The organism is Streptomyces sp. NPDC001204, from assembly GCF_053598035.1.
The window spans coordinates 60,196-77,692 of sequence record NZ_JBSFJL010000030.1 but is presented as its reverse complement, the minus strand read 5'-3'; the positions used below and the strand labels follow the sequence as shown (position 1 = coordinate 77,692).

Genomic DNA, 17,497 nt, shown 5'->3' with positions numbered 1-17,497 from the left:
TCACGGGTGTGGCCGTCACGCCGGTGCATCCGTCGCGGGAGTCGGTGCTGGCCGCGCTGCGTTCCGCGGTGCTGCGGGAGGCTCCCTACGGCGCGTTCGGCGGTCTGCCGGAGAAGGTGCGGGTGGACCGCGGCAAGGACTTCCTGTCCAGGACGGTGACGGCCGCGTTCGATCTCTTGGATGTGACGGTGGAGGACCTGCCCGCCTACACCCCTCACCTCAAGGGCACTGTGGAGGGCCTGAACCGGGCGGTGGAGAGCATGTTCCTGGCCGCGCTGCCCGGCGACGGCCTGGTCCAGCGCGTACGGCACGGCCTCCCGGTGCGCCAGCTCCTCGCACACGGCAGCCAGCACGGATAGGCGTCCGTCCAGCTCGGACTTTCTCCGTGTGGCCCGGTTCGCAGTGCTCAAGCGGCCCATGTCTGTCTGCCGACGTCGTCGCGCCGGAACCCGTACCAGTCGAGCCCGTCGCCCGATGGCAGAGGGCGCAAAACCCTTACACGTCCATCAATGCATGGAAAACGTCCGCCGGCTGGGGCTCGTCCGCGACGTTGTCTCCCGCCGATGTCGAAAACGCGGCCTCCCGTTCGAAGACCTGGCGGCAGGGCCACCGGGCCCGATCACTTCATCAGGGAGGACTCCTATGCGCAGGATCATCGCTTCCACCTACACGACGCTCGACGGCTACATCGACGACCCGCATGAGTGGTCGCTCCAGTACAACGACGAGGCGGCGCAGAAGCACGCCTTCGAGCTGACCCTCGGCGCCGACACGCTGCTCCTGGGCCGCGTCACCTACGAGGGCATGGCTCAGGCGTGGCCGAACATGGGCGGCAATCCGTACGCCGACCACGTCAACGCGATTCCCAAGTACGTCGTCGCCTCCGAGTCGGTCGACACCGCCGCGTGGGGACCGGCGACGGTGATCCCCGGGGGCGAGCTGGTCGGCACGGTCGGCAGGCTCAAGCAGCAGGACGGCGCCGACATCCTTGTCTGGGGAAGCGGCCGGCTCACCGACGATCTCGCCGCGGCCGGACTGCTCGACGAGTACCGCATCTGGCTCTACCCGGTGATCAAGGGCGGCGGCCGGCCGCTCTTCCGGCCGACGAGCACCTGCCCGGTCGAACTGGCGGACGCGGTGACCTTCGGCTCCGGCCTGGTGGTGCTCACCTACCGCTCGACCACGCGGTGACGGACGCGACGGCACCGGCGACCGAACCCCCACCCACTCAGGAGGACAGCGTGAACGACGACGTGACGGACTACATCGAGAAGGCGAAGCCCTGGCAGAAGCAGGTGTGCACGAGGCTGCGGCAGCTGGCGCACCGCACGATCCCCGGCGTCGAGGAGGCCTTCCAGTACGGTAAGCCCCACTTCCTTCGCGACGGCGGTCATGCGGCGGCGATCCACGTCGCGAAGGACAAGGTCTCGTTTATGGTGTTCGACGCGGCCGGCGTCGACGCCGTGCCAGGGCTGCTTCGGCCGCTCGGCAACGGTGACCGGAAGGCCGTCGAGATCCGAGAGGACGACGAGGTCGACTACGACCTCATCGCCGACGTCCTGCGCCGGACCTGCGGCGTGCACTGACCGACAGGGGAGGGAACCACATCGTGCGTGTCATGGTGACGACGAAGGGGACCGGCGCCGACGAAGGCAAGGGCCGGCCGTCACAGGAGATGTTCGAGAAGATGCAGGCCTACAACGAACAGCTCGTCAACGCCGGCATCCTGCTCGGCGGAGAGGGGCTGAAACCCAGCGGGGCCGGGGCCCAGGTGGTCTTCACAGCGGGCGGCACCTCGGTGGTCGACGGGCCGTTCACGGAGTCGAAGGAGATCATCGCCGGTTACTGGATCTGGGAGGTCAGCTCGCTCGCGGAGGCCGTGGAATGGGCGAAGCGGTGCCCCTTCGACCCGCAGTACGGTGCGACGCAGACGCTTGAGATCCGGCCGTTCTACGACATGGCGGACTTCGCCGAGACCGTCGACCCCGCGACTCTCGAAAAGAGCCGGCAGCTCCAGGAGCGGGGCGGCGAGGGCTGATCATGGACGTCCGCCGGTCGATCGAGGCGCTGTGGCGGATCGAGTCGCCGCGGATCATCGCCACGCTCGCCCGGCAGATCGGGGATGTCGCGGTGGCCGAGGACCTCGCCTCCGAGGCGTTCGTGGCCGCCCTCGAACAGTGGCCCTCCGACGGCGTCCCGCCGCGGCCGGGCGCGTGGCTCATGTCCACCGCCCGGCACAAGGCGATCGACCGTGCCCGACGGGAGGCGACCGGCCGGCGCAAGGCGGCCCTCATGGCCGCCGACCTGGACGACCGGGCCCCCGACACTGCCGAGCAGGCACTCGACCGGATCCCCGACGACCTGCTCACCCTCGTCTTCATCGCCTGCCATCCCGTACTCGCCCCCGAGTCGCGGGTGGCACTCACCCTGCGCCTGGTCGCCGGGCTCACCACCGACGAGATCGCCCGGGCCTTCCTCGTGCCCTCCGCGACGCTCGGTCAGCGCGTCTCCCGGGCGAAGCGCACGCTGTCGGAAGCGCGCGTTCCCTTCGAGCCCCCGCCGGCCGAGGAGTTGCCGGCCCGGGTCGGCGCGGTGCTCGAAGTCATCTACCTCGTCTTCAACGAGGGGTACGCGGCCACCTCCGGCGACCAGTGGGTACGACGGGACCTGGCGCGGGAGGCGATGCGGCTTGGACGCGTACTCGCCGGACTGCTGCCGCGCGAACCCGAGGTCTTCGGGCTGGTCGCGCTCATGGAGTTGCAGGCCTCGCGGTTCCCCACCCGTACCGACGCGGACGGCGCGCCGGTGCTGCTCGAACACCAGGACCGGCGGCGCTGGGACCGGACACTCGTCACCCACGGTCTCGCCATGCTCGACAGGGCGATCGATCTGGGCCGCCCGCTCGGTCCCTACACGCTCCAGGCCGCCATCGCCGGATACCACGCCCGGGCGGTCACCTTCGCCGACACCGACTGGGCCGGCATCGTCGCGCTCTACGACGCCCTCGCCCAACTGGCGCCGTCCCCTGTGGTCGAGCTGAACCGGGCGGTGGCCCTCCTCCACAGCGACGGACCAGAGACCGCGCTGGCGGTGGTCGACTCGCTCCTGGACGACCGGCGGATGGCCCGCTACCACCTGCTCGGCGCGGTCCGGGGCGACCTCCTGCTCCGCCTCGGCCGGAACGCCGAGGCGGCCGAACAACTCGAGCGCGCCGCCGAACTCGCGCCCACCCGGCATGAGCGCCGGCTGCTGCTCGAACGCATGACTACAGCGCTCGCCGAGCGCCGGCCGGACCGCTGACAGCCCCGCGGCGCTCCGCTGCCGAGCCGTGGCGCCGGTGGTCAGTGTGCTTTCTGGAGGTCGCGCGGGCGCCTCGGTGCCGTGTCCGGGCGGGAGGTGTGCCGGGTCTCGCGGGCCAGCCCGACGGTGAGGATGGTCAGGGCACTCATCACGGCGATGAACGCGACGACCCCGGTGATGCTGTGGTCGAACCAGAGGAGAGTGCGGAGCAGAGCATGGGGGCGAGGCCGCCGGTGAGTACGGTGCCGATGTTGTTCGCGATGCCGACGGCGCAGGTCGGGCGCCGCCACCGGCTGCAACGAGCGACCCGCCCGCCCCGGCTGTCCCCCCGGCCTGCGCTCCTTCGACCGCTCACGCTGCGACCGTGTCGCCTTCTTCTCCAGCCCGTCCCACGAGGGTGGCTTGCTGCTGTTGGTGGAGCCCATCCCCAACCGACGCTTCAACTCGGCGTTCTCGGCCCGCAGCTCAGCAACCTCGGCCCGCAGCTCATCGATCACGCGGGCCTGCACAGCGACCAGCGCGGCAAGCTCCTCGTACGACGGCCCCTGCGAGACGACCAGGAACCTACAAGGTCGTCAGATCGCCGAGATCACCGGGCCCCGCCGCAGGTCAGCATCACCCGTGAATGGACACGATCCGCAATCTCCGCGCCGAGCGCGACCAGCTTCAGCACAATGCGCGCCTCCATCTCGACCAGCAACTCGACCAGATCGGCGCCGCTGATCTCGCCGCACGAGTCCATGAACTCAAGCAGGTTAACGCCAAGTTGGAAGCACTCCGCAGCGTCAAAACCGCCGCTGTCGATGCGTCGGCGCCCACCGGTTGGCCGGACGTCCTGCGCATCGTCGAACTCATGCAAGGGCTCAACTCAACCAGCGCCGCGCGCAGGCAGCAGGCCGTCCTGGCCCGGCCGGGGAGTGTGCCGGTTCCCGCCGAGCTGCTGGCCGGGGCGGTCCTGGCCGAATCCGACCCCAACGTCGCAGGCGCCCTGCGCTGCCCAGGAAGAGTTCGACAAGCTGCAGCGCGGGGCCGGCGGCCGCTACTACAACGCTGCCGAGAAGATTGCCGCCCGCATCGGCGTGATCGCTGAAACCCGCCGCGTCACTGGCTGCCTGCATACCTCCATCACCACCGACGCCACCGGACGGCCCACCCTCGACTGGCACTTCGACCAGGACGTCCTCCAGGTCGAAGCCGCCGTCGATGGCTGGTACGCGTTGCTGACCACCCTCACCCCCGAGCAGGCCGACGCCGCCGAGGTACTGCGGCGCCACAAGGGCCAGGGCACCGTCGAGCGCCGCTACGGCGAATCGCGAACCCGGCAGCTCTCCTCTCACCGCTGGGCCAGCAAGATGCCTGCCGGCCCAGCGGCATCACGTTTCGACGGCAGCGGGCGAAGTCGGCGATCGTCCGACAACGACACTCACGCCGCTGCCCAGTCGAGTCCGAGGTCGGCGAGCGCGGCGAGTTTGTCTGTGGTGAGCTTGGCCCGCCTGGTCTTGCTGTTGCTCAGGAACACCCCGAGCTTGACCTCGCTGCCGTCCTCCAGTTGTTCTACGTGGCCCCGTGGGACGGTCACGGAGCCCGTTCGGGCTTTGTACTGCGCCAGGGCTGCAATGCCCCGCTCGAAGGCGCTCACGGGCCCAGTGCGGGGGCCGCTCCTGCCAGATCCGCGGCGTCGCCGTCAAATACAGCCGCCGGTACGCCGGGATCTTCGCCTGGTCGTGGATGTCCGCCCACGCCTTGCCCATCGACCCCGAAGTCCGGTGGGCCTCATCGACCACCGCGAGGTCCATCGGCGTCAACTGCTGGCCGTAGACGCCCTCGAACGCCTCCGCCAGCACCGGCAGCGACGCATACGTGGCATGGATGGTCACCGGCCCAGCGCCATGCCACAGCGCCAGCTGCACCGGATTCGTCGTGGCACGCACCCTCAGGCCCCACAGCTCCGGGTCGTCCTGGAGCGAGCACACGGCAACCACCGGCCCCTTGTGCCCGGCGTCGTGCCACGTCTTCACCGTCTGTGCCAGGAGATCCAGCGTTGGCACCAGAACGAGAATGCGCCCCTTCGGCACGAGCCGCTTTGCCGCCGCGGCGGCCATAATCGTCTTCCCTGTCCCGCAGGCGGCGTGCACCTGCCCACGCAGCCCGTCCGCGGGAATGCCACCCGGCGGGGTATCGAGGCGCCGCACAATGGCGGCTACGGCCTCGACTTGATGGTCACGTAGTTTCACGGTCGGCGCCTTCCCACACGGTCCTCCGCCTGCGCAGCTGCTCTCGCGCCGGCTCCCAGCGCACGCTGCAGCAGGCGCACGGCCGCATGTGGTTGTGGTACTGCGCGATTTGCAAGGGTGCCTCACTGTCTTGTGCGGGCACCCTGGGGTCGGCGTCGTAGGCCAGCAGGATCGCGTCGCGGCCGTGTTCAGTGGGTAACCCGTCTGAAGGTGACCGTCGCCCTCGACGTCTCTGGCGTGGGCCAGCAGCGTGTGCCCGAAGCACACTTCGTTCGGGTCGACACCACACCAGCATTGAGAAGGTCAGCTGCTCGTGGTCACTCGTCTCCACGGCTTGGTGCGTTGGCGTCCATCCCTCTACCGAGTCGATCAGTTGACAAAATTCATCCGTCTTCTTCTCTGAAACGCTCCGGGATCGGTGGAGGCTCTATGCGTTGACTCCAGCCGCCGGTTGGTGCTGGTGGTGAGCGTAGTGGTTGGTCTCGTGTTCGTGGAGCGGGATGTCTCCGATGGCGGTATGGAGCTGCTGGTTGTTGAACCAGTCGACCCATTCCGCGGTGCCGAGTTCGACGTCGGCCAGGCCGTGCCAGGGCCTGCGGGCTTGATTAGCCTCGCGCTTTTGCGCGCCCAGCAGACTGGAGGTCTTGATGTTGTAAGTGACCTTTGGTCGTAAGCTCGTTGTCGCCTGCCGGTGAGAGTCCGGTCCGGGTAGCTGCCAGGAGGCCCGGTAGCAGACTGGCGGCGTCGGGGGGAAACGCCCGGCGTCGAAGCCCAGTGTCGAAAGCCCTTCGAAGGGGGAGCAAAGCAGCGGTCCGTAGCATCACGCGAAGCCTGCGGCGTCGTTAGAGGCCCGTCCTTCGGGGCGGGGACAGGGAGTGCCGAGCCCCCGAAATCAGGGTGAAGGCCATGGAAGCGGCGAAGATTCTGGAGATGCAGCCGTGAAGGACTCCCCGGCGTATGGGGCATGGAACGTTGCGACGGTGACAGCGGGAACTGGGGAGGCCCTCCCCGGCCCGGTGGCCTGCGGATAGGTGCTGCCGCAAGCTGCGCGTCCTATAACCGGGTGCACCCCGGGAAGTGGGCGCGAGCCGGGTGGGCGTCGGAGGCGGCCGTAGTACCGCGATGAGCCGGCGGACAACACAACCGCCGGCCAGGGAAGGGCCGCTGCTTCGTCGATGCGCAGGTTGTCTGGAGGGGCTTGGTGAGTGCCGCTACGGCTAGTTCCGCCACGTTGGGATCCCTGAAGCTGGATCCGGTCCGAGCCTTGCAGCATGCGCTCTACCGGGCGGCCAAGGCCGATCCCGGACGGCGGTTCCACGCGCTGGGGGACAAGGTCCACTGCAGGGACGTCCTGCGGCGCGCGTGGGCGATGGTGCGTCGGAACAACGGCGCACCGGGCATTGACGCCATCACTCTCGCGCAGGTCGAGGAGTACGGCATCGACCGGCTCCTTGACGAGCTGGCCGCGGAACTCAAGGAAGGCCGCTGGCGGCCGTTGCCTGCGCGCCGGGTGTTCATTCCGAAACCCGGCACAACTGCGGAGCAGAGACTGCTGTCGATTCCTGCCGTCCGTGACCGGGTCGTGCAGGCGGCGCTGAAGATCGTGCTCGAGCCGGTCGTCGAGGCCGATATGCTCCCGTGCTCGTTCGGGTTTCGGCCCAGGCGAGGGGCGCACGATGCCCTCCAAGTCTTGATCGATGAGGCGTGGAGAGGCAGGCGCTGGGTGGTGGAGACGGACATCGCCAACTGTTTCGAGGCGATTCCGCATGAGAAGTTGATGCAGGCGGTCGAGGAACGCGTCTGCGACCGGTCCGTCCTCAAACTCCTGCGCGCGATGCTGCGGGCCGGAGTGATGGGGGACGGGCAGGTCCGTCGGCCGGTGACCGGAATCCCACAAGGCGGTGTGGTTTCACCGTTGATGGCGAACGTCTATCTGCACCGGCTGGACCGGGCATGGGACGCGTCGTCATGGGGTTCTGGTCCGTTATGCCGATGATGCCGTGGTGATGTGCGCTACCCGCGAGCAGGCCGAAGCCGCCCTTGGGCAGCTGAAGGTCATGCTGGCCGAACTCGGACTGGAGCCGAAGGCGGCCAAGACCAGGATCGTGCACCTGCAGGTCGGTGGCGAGGGAGTGGACTTCCTCGGCTTCCACCACCGGTGGGTCACGTCCCGGCCCCGCAGCGGGCGGCGTCCGATCGCCTTCCTCGCTCGCTGGCCCTCGGACAGGGCAGTGCAGCATGCCCGTGACCGGATCCGTGAACTCACGGAACGGCGCAGGATGCTGCGGCCGGTCAAAGTGATCGTGGAGGACGTGAACGTGTTCCTTCGCGGATGGGCCGCGTATTTCCGGTTCGGGAACTCGGCCCATCGCTTTGACCAGATCAGCTCGTACGCGCGGATGCGGATCGGCGGGTTCCTCGCCAAGAAGCACCGGCGCAGCCGGAAGTTCGGCTGGTCGGTGGTCGCTTACGCGGACTCCGACTCATTGGGGCTGGTCGCCCTGCATGGAACCGTTGTTGCACCCAGACCCTTTCGGGACTGGCGGGGCAGGCCGAATGCCGACGGTGAACGGCGTCGGTGAGCCGTGTGCGGGAGAACCGCACGCACGGTTCGATGCGGCGGGGGCTGGAAACGGAGCGGACGTACTCCGCAACCGCGCCAGCCCCCGACCCTACGTGAGGGTTCGTTAGCTTGGCCCCGGCCGCGGACAACGTGTCGATCAGGCGGGAGATGGTCGGGTCGGAGGCCACCGGCCCGAACACCGTGGGCTCGGCCCGCACCATGCCGACGTCGGCCAGGCAGTCCCCGCCCAGGACCACGGCGAGCGCCACATCCATCAGGACCTTGCCCGGATCATGGACCGCCCGCGCTTTGCGCCACGGCGCCAGAGCCGCGGACACTGCCGCGTCCAGCCCTGCCTTCCGGGCGGTCTCGATCAGCAGCACGGCACCGGAGTGCGAGATCACCCCGCGACCGTCACCCTCGACACGAACACGCGGATACGTCCCGTTACGCTTCTTCACCCGAGGAGTGCGGCTTTCTTGACGACGACCAGGTTCCTAGACAAATCCCATCGTCCCAGGTCAGACCAATGCCGGTGATTTAGTGCATCGGTGCAGGTGGAGCGCATGCTGATGGTGGTTTTGGGTGAGTAGCCCTCTGGGGTGCAGGGGGGAGATTCACCCCGATCTGATGATGCGCCAGATGATCTCGGGACCGGGCAACGGGGCTCCCGGTAGGACAGAAGATCGACCAAGATCCGACTGTCTGCAAGGGAGCCCCGTTGGGTGCTCAGTCTGCCATCACTGCTGCCTCAAACGTCACGTCGACGACCCATCCGGTGTCCCGTCGAAGTCCCCGAAGGCGGTTGGAGCCGCAGTTCGGCGACCGGATCCGGCTCGGCGTACTCACTGAGGAGATCGCCCCCGAAGTCATCGACGAGGTCTTGGAGTTGACCGGAAGAGCTGAGCGCCGTCGCAGGCTTCTGCCAGCCCGCGCGGTGGTCTACTTCGTCCTGGCTCTGTGCCTGTTCAGCAGCTCCGACAGTGCCGGGCCACCGGGGTACCGGGTGGTCCTGCGGACCTTGACCGAGAAACTGCGGAACCTGCCGGGCGGCCTCGTCCAGCGCCTGCCCACCAGTTCGGCCCTCACCAGAGCCCGCCAGCGCCTGGGCGACAAGCCGTTCCAGGCGCTCTTCGAACGCCGGTGCGGCGCCCTGGCAGCACCCTCGACTCCCGGAGCGTTCGCCTTCGGCCTACGACTGGTCGCCTGGGACGGCACCGCATTGGACGTGCCGGACACCCCCGAGAACGCCGCCACGTTCGGATTCACCGGCCGCGACGGCACAAACAAGAGCGGGAACCCGCAGGTCAGACTGATGGCCCTGATCGAGTGCGGCACCCACGCCATCATCGACGCGGCCTTCGACTCGATCGCCAGATTCAGCGAGCACAAGCTCGCCCGCCGCCTGCTCGCCTCCCTGCGGCCAGGCATGCTGCTGCTGGCCGACCGCAACTTCGCCGGCCATGAGCTGTGGGGTTTGGTCGAGGCGACCGGCTGCCACCTCGCCTGGCGGATCAAGAAGAACCTCATCCTGCCACCACTGTGGGTCCTGCCCGACGGCTCGTACGTGTCCGTCATGCCCACCCCCGCCGAGGGCCAGCGCCTGGGCAACGCCCGTTTTCACGGCCGCACCCCGACGGGACTGCCCGAAGGACACCTCGTGCGCATCATCGACTACACCGTGACCGTCCGGTCCCAGGACGGGCCGGACCAGGCCGAGAAGTTCCGCTTGGCGACCAGCCTGCTCGACCACCGGCAGGCGCCCGCACGGCAGTTGGCCCAGCTCTACCACCAACGCTGGGAGATCGAGAACGGCTTCGCCGAACTCAAGAACCGGCTGCGAGGCGCCGGCTTCATCCTGCGCTCCAAGACCCCCGAACTCATCTGCCAGGAGACCTGCGCGCTTCTCACCGTCTACCAGGCACTATGCGCGCTCAAAGTCCACGCAGCCGAACAGGGCGAGGTCGATCCCGACCGGATCTCCTTCACCACGACCGTGCAACTCGCCCGGCTCACGACCGCCGGACAGAGCGCAGCGAACCCGGAGGTCCTGTGCACCGCTCGACTCGAAGTAGTTCAGGAACTCCTGAACGACCTCCTGCCCTCACGCCGTGACCGTCGCTGCCAACGACTGAAGAAACCGCCGAGGAACACCTTCGAAGCCAAACGCCGGGACGAGCCCCGCCCTCCCAGCCACGTCAGCTACTCGCTCAAAGTCACAGGGAACCCAGGACACCCATCCCCACCTGCGAAAACACCCTAAGTCACCGGCATTGCAGGTCAGACACACTCCTCAATTATGTGATCACCCCTCGGACAGCCCCACTCGCGACAGCGCGAGGCTAACGTCGGACTGGGTACCGCAGGTGAAGGGCACGGCGTCCCTGGACGACGATCGGGTCGTCGAGGAGTTGGTGGCCCCGCCCCAGCTTCGTGAAGTAGGAGATCCCCTCGCCGAATAGCACCGGCACGAGGCTGACACATACCTCATCCACCAGACCGAGATCGAGTGCCTGCTGGGTGATCGTCGCGCTTGCGATAGTGACGTCCTGATCGCCGGCGATCTGTCTGGCCCGGGTGACCGCGGCTTCGACTCCATCGACGAACGTCGTCGTGGGCCACTTCGTGGCGGCGTCCTCAGGCGCGCGATGAGTGACCACGACGACAGGGGCGCCTGCCGGGTGTTTGTCACCCCACCCATGGGCGATGTCGAACAGTCGTCGGCCGGCGACGAGTGCACCGCAGTTGCCGGTCAACTCTTGTAGCGCCTGCGCACTGGCGTTGTCGACCTGGAACGAAACGGTCTCGTTCGGGTTCGGCACGGTCACCTCCCCCGCCTCATACCAGTCGAACAGTTCCCCGACGTGGTCATTCGGATCCGCAACGAACCCATCCAGCGACATCGTCATGTGAGTGAACACTTTGCCCATCGCGGGCCTCCTTTGTGCTTGTTGGCTGTCACTCGTATCGACCTCCTATGACCGTGAAACTCATCGGCGACCGGCGAGAGACCTACGGCGGCGTCGACTCACCCGGGAGGGCGGGCCGGTAACGAATGAGCGACATCTGATGATCAAGGTTGCTGAGGCCAATCGATCACGAACCGGGGTCGCGCTCGCATGCCCTCTTCCTGCTCGATGCCCTTCTGGCGCTGCGAGGACGTGGTCGAAGCGCACCTGCCGGTGCCGGTGCGGGGCCAACGGCCTGCCAGCTCTCGTTGAGGTACTGGATCGGGTGCCTGACCGGCCGGACCGGTGGGGCCGCCGAGACGGGTTGGGCTCGGTACTGAAAGGGGACGTGCGACATCGTCGCCCACACCGCAGCGCCGGGTAGTACGGCACTGGCCTGCGTCACCACGCCACGACCGTCGCTCTCGACACGGCCACACGGATACGACCCGATACGCTTCTTCAGCTGGGGAGTGCGGCGTTCCGTACGGCGAAGAGAACCCTGTGCAAGTCCCATCACCCGAGGTCAGCGGCACTCCTCGCTTATTTGATCAAGCTTCGGACAGCACCGCTCACGAAAGCGCGAGGCTAAGCTTCCAGCACGCACGAGCGACACGGCACTTCCAAGATGGTCTCGGCCCGGTCACGAGGCGGAGGATGACGACGCTCCCAGCACGTCGACCAGGAATGCAGCCGCGCTGGGCAGCGCCTCGATGATCGGCGCGAGGTCGAGCGCCGCTAGCCGGCGAGCCGTCTCGCCCAGGGGACCGCCGGCGATGATCACGGCCTCGGCGCCGTCGGCGATGCTGACGCGGACGGCCTCCGCGAGCGCCTGGAGCTGGCGCTCGGGGTCGGCGGCGAGCACGAGCGGGTCGGACTTGGTGAGTCGTACGCCGGTGAAGGCGTCGGCGGCGCCGTACCGGCCGACCAGGGAGGTCAGCGAGTCGACGAGCAGCGGCGTGCTCGTCGCCATGCCGAACCGGCGGCCGCCGCGTGCGGCCTCGGCGATCGACGCCTGGCCGATCCCGACCACCGGCAGGTCCAGCACTTTCTCGAGCTGGTCACGCCCGGGGTCGCCGATCGCCGCGACCACGACCGCCGCGAACCGGCCGTCCTCGTCGGCCTCGAGACGTCGTCGTACGACGTCCACGACGTGCGGTGCGGAGGCGGCCAGCGCCTCAGGGTCGACCAGGATCCGCGGGCCGTGCTCGGCCGTGACCCCCTCTACCTCGAGTCCGGCAGCCGCCAGCCGCGGCCGGATCAGGTCCGTCATCATCAGCGTGGTGTCGCGGTTGCTGTTGGGGTTCACCAGCAGGACGGTCGGGGCAGAGGGGGTCACGGTTCACTCCTGGTCGAGGTCGAGCAGCCGGGCGGGGTTGGTCTTGATCATGGTGTTGATCTCGTCGACGGTGAAGTCGAGGTCGAGCCGCGTGCTGATCAGCGTGCGCATGCCCTCGACCGCGTTGGGCCGGAGCGGATGCCGTAGTCGGTGCCGAGGATGAAGTGCTCGACCCCGATCTCGCGGATCTGCCGCGCCCGCGGCATCACGCCGCCGAACTCCGGTGCGATGCCGGCGATCTCATTGACCCACTCCCGCTCGTTGTAGTAGTTCTGCCGCGGCAGGCCGCGGTGGAACATCCAGTCCGAGACCGCGCCCTTGAGCGTGACGCCCTTCTCGGCGGGCTTGCGCTGCTGCTCCACGGTCATCCGGCCGCGGCAGGGGTGGGCGACGACGACCTTCTTGATGCCCGCGTCGATCGCGAGGTCCGCGAGGCGCAACTGCCTCCTCCACCGCGACGGGACCGGTGTTGATATGCACGTGCGGGTGCTGGGCGATCAGTCCGAGGATCTCGGCGAGGTCGTCCGGCACCGGGCCGTCGAGCAGGATCCGGACCGATATGTCCAGATCCCGATGGAAATCGGGGTATTGGTCCTTGAGCGGCACCGGCTTCCCGTCGACGTAGTTGCCCTCGTGGCTGGCCATGAAGTGCGTGCAGTGCGCACCGAAGTGCACTAGCCGCGCGCCCGCGCCGTACCCGAGCGCCGTCTTGACCGCCCGCGGGTTCATACCGCCGAGGACCGAGGTCATGATGATGCCGTCGAAGACGTCGATGCCCGGCACTTGCCAGATCCGTGTCCCGCTGCACCGGTTCTCCCTTCGCGCTGCCGGCCAGATCTGGTGGGCCCGCCGGTTGGACACCGCCGACTGGTGGCTGGCCGGCTACGGGCTCAGCTCTCGCTGAAGCCCGCCCGCGCCCGGAACCGCCCGACCGGACCGGGGTCGACGAACCGGCCCTCGTCCACCACGATCCGGCCGCCGCTGACCACGGTGCTCGGCCAGCCGGCGAGCTCCAGGCCGTCGAAGGGGGAGAAGTCCGAGCCCTGGTGCAGCGCGGCGCCGTCCACGCGGCGGGTCGCGGTCGGGTCGAAAACGACGAGGTCGGCGTCGTACCCGACGGCGATCACGCCCTTGCTCCGCAGGCCGTTGATCCGTGCCGGTGCGGTGGAGAAGAGCTCGACGAAGCGATCCACGCTCAGCCCGCCGCGCGTGACGACCGCCGTGAACGCGGCCGGCATCCGGGTCTCCACGCCGGGGAGGCCGTGCGGCATGCGGCGTACGTCGTGGCTGCACTTGCGCTTCTGGGCGAGGTCGTAGCAGGAGTGGTCGGAGGCGAGGGTGTGGACGTTGCCGAGCGCGACCTCGTCACTGAGCTGGCGTACCGTCTCCGCCGGCCGCATGGGCGGGCAGCACGCGAACCGCTCCGGCTCGGAGGAGGCGTACACGGACTCGTCCAGCAGCAGGTAATGGGGGCAGGTCTCTGAGAAGACCTGCAGGCCGCGGGCGCGGGCCTCCGCGGCGGCCCGGACGGCGGCCGCCGTGGTCTGGTGCACGAGGTACACCGGCGCACCGGTGTGCTCCGCGACGGCGATCATCTCCCGCACCGACGCGTCCTCGGAGAGCGCCGGCCGCGACCGGGGCAGGTGGCCGATTCCGAGGGGGCCCTCGCTCGCGCAGGTCTCGGTCTGGTCCACGACGATCGCGTCGTGCTCGCAGTGGAGGTAGGTGAGCCCGTCCAGGCGCACCATCTCCTTCATCACCCGCAGGATGGTGTCCTCGTCGGCCATCGTCGTGCCGCGGTTGGTGGTGTAGAGCTTCACCGACCGCACCCCGAGCTCGGCCATCTCGTCGAGCTGGGCCGGGACCGTGTCGTCCCACGCCAGCACCGAGCCGTGCAGCGCCACGTCGCAGCGGGCGCCCTCGATCAGGCTGAGCTTGTTGCGCAGCGCCGCGATCGGGCTCTCCCCCCGGTCGGCGGGGATGCCGAAGTCGATGATCGTCGTCGTCCCGCCGTGCAGGGCGGCGGTGGTGGCGGTCCGGAATGTGTCCAGCGACTTGTACTCACCGGTGACCTGCTCGACGTGGCAGTGCGCGTCCACGCCGCCGGGGATCACCAACCGCCCGCTCGCGTCGATCGTCCGCGTCGCCGCGGGGAGCTGTGCCACGTCCTGCGCGAGCAGGGTCGTGATCCGGCCGTCGGAGACCCCGACGTGGCCGTGCACGCGGCCGTCGGCGTTGACGATCGTCGCGTTTGTGATGAGCAGGTCCAGGGCCATGCGGTTCTCCAGGATCGGGGTGAGGTCAGGGGGCGGGTGCTCAGTCGCGGTTCTGGGCGGCCTTGAGCGCCGCGGCGAGCGCCGGCGACAGCCCGCGGTGGGCCTTGGCCGGCGGGCCGGCGTACGACCCTGCGCGGGCGGGGCCCGGCGCGAGCCGCACCAGGGCCTCGGCCTGGGCGATACCGGCGGCGACGCCGTCGACGACCGGCACCGGGATCTGATCGGCGACTTCGCGCGCGAGGCCGGCCAGCGGCGCGCCGGCAAGGATGACGACGTCGGCGCCGTCCTCGGTCACGACCTGGTTGGCCAGGCGCACCAGCTCGGGGCCGAAGTCGTCCTGGACGGTGCCGATGCCGTGGAGCGGGTCCCGCAGCGAGCGGATCGACGCGAGCCGCCCGAGCAGGCCGTTGCGCTCCACGCAGTCGCGGTACCACGGGGTGATCCGCTCGGAGATCGCGACGATGGACATCCGCGCGCCGAGCAGGGACGCGGTGGCGAGCGCGGCCTCGGTGATCCCGACGACAGGTACGTCGACCAGCTCCTTGAGGGCGGGCAGGCCCGGGTCCCCGAAGGCCGCCACGACGACGGCGTCGGCGGTGGTGCCGGCCTGGGCGACCAGCTCGGCCACGGCGGGCCCGGCGAGCAGCGACTCGAGCCGGGTCTCGATGTAGGCGACGCCGCTCTCGGCGGTCCGCATCACGATCTCGGTGCCGGGGCTCGCCGCGCGCCTGGCCTCGGCCTCGATCAGGTTGGACACCGACGTGCTGATGTTGGGGTTGACGACCAGCAGCCGCAGGTCGGCGTCGGCCGGCGTCGTAATCGGGCCGGGGGCGGGCGCGGGCGCGGGCCCGTGCTCGTCGTACCGGTCGAGGGTGCTGTGCCGGCTCGCGTCGACGTGAGCGGCGGCCAGGGCGGCCGCCCGGTCGGCGTCGCCGTCCGAGATCGCCTTGATGAGCGCCTCGTGCTCGGCGAACTGGCGACCGTAGTCGTGGTTGATGCCGATCATGACCCGGAGCCGGCCGTCGACGGGCTGCAGCGCGGTCCCGAGGTAGGGGTTGCCCGCCATCTCGACGACCTGGCTGTGGAACTGCGTGTTCACCGCGACGATCTCGCGGTGGTCGCCGCCCTCCACCGCGGCTCGCATCCGCTCGAGCAGGCGGTGGAGGGAGCGCACCTCGCCGGGAGTCGCCCGTGCCGCGGCGAGCCGGAAGGCCATCGCCTCCAGCGACTCCCGCAGGTTGTACAGGTGCTCCAGGTCGGCGCGGCTGAGGCTGGCGACGACAACGCCCCGGCGCGGAACGGTGACCACGAGCCCCTCCGACTCCAGCATGCGGAGCGCCTCGCGCACGGGGATCCGCGAGGTGCCGTACTCGTCGGCGAGCCGCTGCTCCACGAGCCGCGCGCCCGCCGGGTAGCGGCCGTCGGAGATCCGGCTCCTGATCTCGTCGCGGACCTGGTCGCGCAGCGTGGACTCACTGCTCGTCACGCGGTCGGTCTGGCTCATCGTCCCGTCCTCTCACCCTCGGGCCACGGCGGCCGCCCGCGCCACAGTGTGCGCCTCCACCGCGGCCGCCACGCGGAGGGTCGTCGCATCCGCCCCGTGCCGGGCGGCGACCTGCAGCCCCACGGGCTTGTCGCCGTGCTCGCACGGCACGCTGGCCGCAGGATGACCGGTCAGATTGAAGGGCATCGTCAGCCGGCAGTAGCGCGGCAGGTCGACCTCCGGCCGCATCGTCGTCAGCGGCACCGCACCGAGCGCCAGCGTCGGCGAGCACAGCACGTCGAGCCGCTTTGTTTCCAGCGCGGCGTCGACGGCACGTAGTACGTCGTCGCGCACGCGGCATGCGCGGGCGACCTCGTCCTTGGTAATTCGCTCGGCCTGCGCGAGGAACCCCTGCACGCCGGGGGAGTAGCCCGCTCGGACATCGGCGGGCACGTCCCGGTGGTGCGCGGCGGCCCCCGACGCACCGATAATGCCGTGGGCCTCGGCCGCCTGCTCCAGCTCGGGGATCTCCAGCCACACGACCTCGGCGCCGCCGGCCGCGAGCAGGTCGAGACTGCGGCGCACCGCGCCGTCGACCGCCGGCTCGAGGTCGCGGAAGAAGTAGCCAGCGCAGCCGACCCGCAGCCCGGCGACGCTCTCGTCCGTCCGCACCGGGCCGAGATCGGCGAGCGCGGCGAGGAGGAGCGCGGAGTCCGCGACGGTCGTGGTGATCCAGCCGACGTGGTCGTTCGACGTCGTCCCGGGCACGACCCCGGCGGTGTCGACAAGGCCGTGTGTCGGCTTGAGACCGACCAGGCCGTGCAGCGCGGCCGGCTTGCGGATCGAGCCGCCGCCGTCGGTGCCGATCGCGGCCAGGCTCGACCCGACGGCCACCGAGACCGCACCGCCGATCGTGGACCCCCCGGCGTACTTGGTGGGATCGAGCGGGTGCCGCGTCGGCGGCTCATCGAGCCCGTAGCCGAACTCGTGCGTGTGCTGCTTGCCGATGACGATGCCGCCCGCCGCGCGGAGCCGGCGTACGACGGCCGCGTCGTCGATCGGGTACGACCGCGCCCAGCTCTGCGAGCCCGCGCGCGTTGGGAGGCCGGCGGTCGCGATGAGGTCCTTGACCCCGATCGGGAGCCCGTGCAGCGGGCCGCGCTCCTGCGCAGGCGTCGCGTCGGCCGCGCGGGCTGCGGCCCGCGCGGCGCCCTCGTCGAGCGCGACGTAGGCGTGCACGTCGGGCTCGGTGGCGTCCGCCACCGCCAAGACGGCGTCCACGACCTCCTGACTAGTGGTGGCGCCCGACGCGATGGCGCGCGCGGTGTCGACGAGGGTCCGGTCGGTTCGCATC

18 protein-coding genes and 3 pseudogenes are annotated in these 17,497 nt (G+C 69.6%); 9 read left to right on the top strand and 12 right to left on the bottom strand.

The window, feature by feature from the left end:
• Positions 1-8 precede the first annotated feature (8 nt).
• The 5 genes from ACWC91_RS31765 to ACWC91_RS31745 all read left to right on the top strand — a co-directional run bounded on the left by ACWC91_RS31765 (position 9) and on the right by ACWC91_RS31745 (position 3,300).
• Positions 9-359, top strand: a complete 351-nt coding sequence (locus ACWC91_RS31765; protein WP_450641593.1) for a hypothetical protein — start codon at positions 9-11, stop codon at positions 357-359.
• Positions 360-642: 283 nt separating this feature from the next.
• Positions 643-1,191 carry a dihydrofolate reductase family protein gene (locus ACWC91_RS31760; protein ID WP_450641592.1) on the top strand — a complete coding sequence of 183 codons (549 nt, stop codon included), beginning with the start codon at positions 643-645 and terminating at the stop codon, positions 1,189-1,191.
• A gap of 50 nt (positions 1,192-1,241) precedes the next feature.
• Positions 1,242-1,586 (top strand): DUF1801 domain-containing protein, encoded by a 345-nt coding sequence (locus tag ACWC91_RS31755; protein WP_450641590.1) that lies wholly within the window; start codon positions 1,242-1,244, stop codon positions 1,584-1,586.
• A 32-nt stretch (positions 1,587-1,618) separates the two neighbouring features.
• A complete protein-coding gene (locus tag ACWC91_RS31750; RefSeq protein ID WP_450641589.1) occupies positions 1,619-2,038 on the top strand; it encodes a YciI family protein in 420 nt (139 codons plus the stop codon).
• A 2-nt stretch (positions 2,039-2,040) separates the two neighbouring features.
• Positions 2,041-3,300: an RNA polymerase sigma factor gene (locus ACWC91_RS31745; protein WP_450641587.1), complete on the top strand. Its 1,260-nt coding sequence runs from the start codon at positions 2,041-2,043 to the stop codon at positions 3,298-3,300.
• Positions 3,301-3,341: 41 nt separating this feature from the next.
• On the opposite strand, the gene ACWC91_RS31740 is transcribed toward ACWC91_RS31745, so the two are convergent.
• The 4 genes and pseudogenes from ACWC91_RS31740 to ACWC91_RS31725 all read right to left on the bottom strand — a co-directional run.
• Positions 3,342-3,797: a DUF6444 domain-containing protein gene (locus tag ACWC91_RS31740; RefSeq protein WP_450641585.1), complete on the bottom strand. Its 456-nt coding sequence runs from the start codon at positions 3,795-3,797 to the stop codon at positions 3,342-3,344.
• Between the two features lie 92 nt (positions 3,798-3,889).
• Positions 3,890-4,159, bottom strand: coding sequence for a hypothetical protein (locus ACWC91_RS31735; RefSeq protein ID WP_450641583.1), 270 nt, complete (start codon positions 4,157-4,159; stop codon positions 3,890-3,892).
• Positions 4,160-4,723: 564 nt separating this feature from the next.
• The gene (locus tag ACWC91_RS31730; RefSeq protein WP_450726129.1) at positions 4,724-4,939 is read right to left on the bottom strand and encodes a helicase associated domain-containing protein; all 216 of its coding nucleotides are present in this window, start codon (positions 4,937-4,939) and stop codon (positions 4,724-4,726) included.
• A 4-nt stretch (positions 4,940-4,943) separates the two neighbouring features.
• A pseudogene (locus tag ACWC91_RS31725) lies at positions 4,944-5,534 on the bottom strand (DEAD/DEAH box helicase family protein); the annotation flags it as partial.
• Positions 5,535-6,765: 1,231 nt separating this feature from the next.
• Here ACWC91_RS31725 and ACWC91_RS31720 point away from each other — a divergent pair.
• Together ACWC91_RS31720 and ACWC91_RS31715 are read left to right on the top strand one after the other, a co-directional pair.
• A complete protein-coding gene (locus ACWC91_RS31720) occupies positions 6,766-7,530 on the top strand; it encodes a reverse transcriptase domain-containing protein (protein WP_450641581.1) in 765 nt (254 codons plus the stop codon).
• 10 nt (positions 7,531-7,540) lie between these two features.
• A complete protein-coding gene (locus ACWC91_RS31715) occupies positions 7,541-8,116 on the top strand; it encodes a group II intron maturase-specific domain-containing protein (protein WP_281155572.1) in 576 nt (191 codons plus the stop codon).
• 109 nt (positions 8,117-8,225) lie between these two features.
• On the opposite strand, the pseudogene ACWC91_RS31710 reads toward ACWC91_RS31715, so the two are convergent.
• Positions 8,226-8,558 (bottom strand): annotated as a pseudogene (locus ACWC91_RS31710) (transposase); the annotation flags it as partial.
• A 317-nt stretch (positions 8,559-8,875) separates the two neighbouring features.
• On the opposite strand from ACWC91_RS31710, the gene ACWC91_RS31705 reads away from it, so the two are divergent.
• Positions 8,876-10,360 carry an IS4 family transposase gene (locus tag ACWC91_RS31705; RefSeq protein WP_450641580.1) on the top strand — a complete coding sequence of 495 codons (1,485 nt, stop codon included), beginning with the start codon at positions 8,876-8,878 and terminating at the stop codon, positions 10,358-10,360.
• A 79-nt stretch (positions 10,361-10,439) separates the two neighbouring features.
• Here the strand turns inward: ACWC91_RS31705 and ACWC91_RS31700 are convergent, their stop codons facing one another.
• The 4 genes and pseudogenes from ACWC91_RS31700 to ACWC91_RS31685 form a co-directional block, all read right to left on the bottom strand.
• Positions 10,440-11,027 (bottom strand): dihydrofolate reductase family protein, encoded by a 588-nt coding sequence (locus ACWC91_RS31700; protein WP_450641579.1) that lies wholly within the window; start codon positions 11,025-11,027, stop codon positions 10,440-10,442.
• Positions 11,028-11,688: 661 nt separating this feature from the next.
• Positions 11,689-12,384, bottom strand: coding sequence for an aspartate/glutamate racemase family protein (locus tag ACWC91_RS31695; RefSeq protein WP_450641577.1), 696 nt, complete (start codon positions 12,382-12,384; stop codon positions 11,689-11,691).
• Between the two features lie 98 nt (positions 12,385-12,482).
• The gene (locus ACWC91_RS31690) at positions 12,483-12,824 is read right to left on the bottom strand and encodes a hypothetical protein (protein WP_450641603.1); all 342 of its coding nucleotides are present in this window, start codon (positions 12,822-12,824) and stop codon (positions 12,483-12,485) included.
• Between the two features lie 55 nt (positions 12,825-12,879).
• Positions 12,880-13,113: pseudogene (locus ACWC91_RS31685) on the bottom strand (hypothetical protein); the annotation flags it as partial.
• Between the two features lie 19 nt (positions 13,114-13,132).
• On the opposite strand from ACWC91_RS31685, the gene ACWC91_RS31680 reads away from it, so the two are divergent.
• A complete protein-coding gene (locus ACWC91_RS31680) occupies positions 13,133-13,288 on the top strand; it encodes a hypothetical protein (protein ID WP_225079804.1) in 156 nt (51 codons plus the stop codon).
• Here ACWC91_RS31680 and ACWC91_RS31675 read toward each other — a convergent pair.
• The 3 genes from ACWC91_RS31675 to ACWC91_RS31665 are packed head-to-tail and all read right to left on the bottom strand — an operon-like array spanning position 13,275 to position 17,496.
• Entirely contained in the window at positions 13,275-14,660 is a 1,386-nt protein-coding gene (locus tag ACWC91_RS31675; RefSeq protein WP_450641575.1) for an amidohydrolase family protein, read from the bottom strand. The two genes, ACWC91_RS31680 and ACWC91_RS31675, sit on opposite strands and share 14 nt — an antisense overlap.
• A 40-nt stretch (positions 14,661-14,700) precedes the next feature.
• Positions 14,701-16,164, bottom strand: a complete 1,464-nt coding sequence (locus ACWC91_RS31670; RefSeq protein WP_450641574.1) for an aspartate/glutamate racemase family protein — start codon at positions 16,162-16,164, stop codon at positions 14,701-14,703.
• A 12-nt stretch (positions 16,165-16,176) separates the two neighbouring features.
• Positions 16,177-17,496: an amidase gene (locus tag ACWC91_RS31665; RefSeq protein WP_225079717.1), complete on the bottom strand. Its 1,320-nt coding sequence runs from the start codon at positions 17,494-17,496 to the stop codon at positions 16,177-16,179.
• Position 17,497 lies beyond the last annotated feature (1 nt).

What these genes read in the sequence shown, in the direction of transcription:
- ACWC91_RS31675 (WP_450641575.1), bottom strand. Translation starts at nt 14,660, where the DNA reads ATGGCCCTGGACCTGCTCATCACAAACGCGACGATCGTCAACGCCGAC.
- ACWC91_RS31680 (WP_225079804.1), top strand. Translation starts at nt 13,133, where the DNA reads ATGATGATGCCGTCGAAGACGTCGATGCCCGGCACTTGCCAGATCCGT.
- ACWC91_RS31665 (WP_225079717.1), bottom strand. Translation starts at nt 17,496, where the DNA reads ATGCGAACCGACCGGACCCTCGTCGACACCGCGCGCGCCATCGCGTCG.
- ACWC91_RS31715 (WP_281155572.1), top strand. Translation starts at nt 7,541, where the DNA reads ATGTGCGCTACCCGCGAGCAGGCCGAAGCCGCCCTTGGGCAGCTGAAG.
- ACWC91_RS31750 (WP_450641589.1), top strand. Translation starts at nt 1,619, where the DNA reads ATGGTGACGACGAAGGGGACCGGCGCCGACGAAGGCAAGGGCCGGCCG.
- ACWC91_RS31700 (WP_450641579.1), bottom strand. Translation starts at nt 11,027, where the DNA reads ATGGGCAAAGTGTTCACTCACATGACGATGTCGCTGGATGGGTTCGTT.
- ACWC91_RS31670 (WP_450641574.1), bottom strand. Translation starts at nt 16,164, where the DNA reads ATGAGCCAGACCGACCGCGTGACGAGCAGTGAGTCCACGCTGCGCGAC.
- ACWC91_RS31745 (WP_450641587.1), top strand. Translation starts at nt 2,041, where the DNA reads ATGGACGTCCGCCGGTCGATCGAGGCGCTGTGGCGGATCGAGTCGCCG.
- ACWC91_RS31760 (WP_450641592.1), top strand. Translation starts at nt 643, where the DNA reads ATGCGCAGGATCATCGCTTCCACCTACACGACGCTCGACGGCTACATC.